Source organism: Micrococcus sp. GbtcB5, from assembly GCF_019091605.1.
Classification (GTDB): domain Bacteria; phylum Actinomycetota; class Actinomycetes; order Actinomycetales; family Micrococcaceae; genus Micrococcus; species Micrococcus luteus.
In genome coordinates, this window is sequence record NZ_JAGXJK010000168.1 from 1 (window position 1) to 280 (window position 280).

Annotated in this window: 1 protein-coding gene; it reads right to left on the minus strand. The window is 75.7% G+C overall.

Annotated features, from left to right (window positions below; genetic code table 11):
- Positions 1-54: 54 nt before the first annotated feature.
- The coding region (gene whiA / locus KVS67_RS11885) for a DNA-binding protein WhiA (RefSeq protein ID WP_217565436.1) at positions 55-280 on the minus strand (226 nt) is incomplete at its 5' end.

The window sequence follows — 280 nt, forward strand, 5'->3', positions numbered from 1 at the left end:
TTGTGACCGGGGGCGGAGCGCCGGGGCCAGATCCAGTCGGCGGTGATCCCGCGCTCAGCCTTCGGAGGCCGCGTCCGTCCCGGGGATGCCCCGCCCGGCGGCCCGCTTGTCCGCCATGGCCAGTAGCCGGCGGATGCGCCCGGCGACGGCGTCCTTGGACATCGGCGGGTCCGCGAGGCGGCCGAGCTCGTCGAGGGAGGCCTGCTTGTGCTCGAGGCGCAGCCGACCCGCGTAGCGAAGGTGGTCGGGCACCTCGTCCCCGAGGATCTCGAGGGCCCGC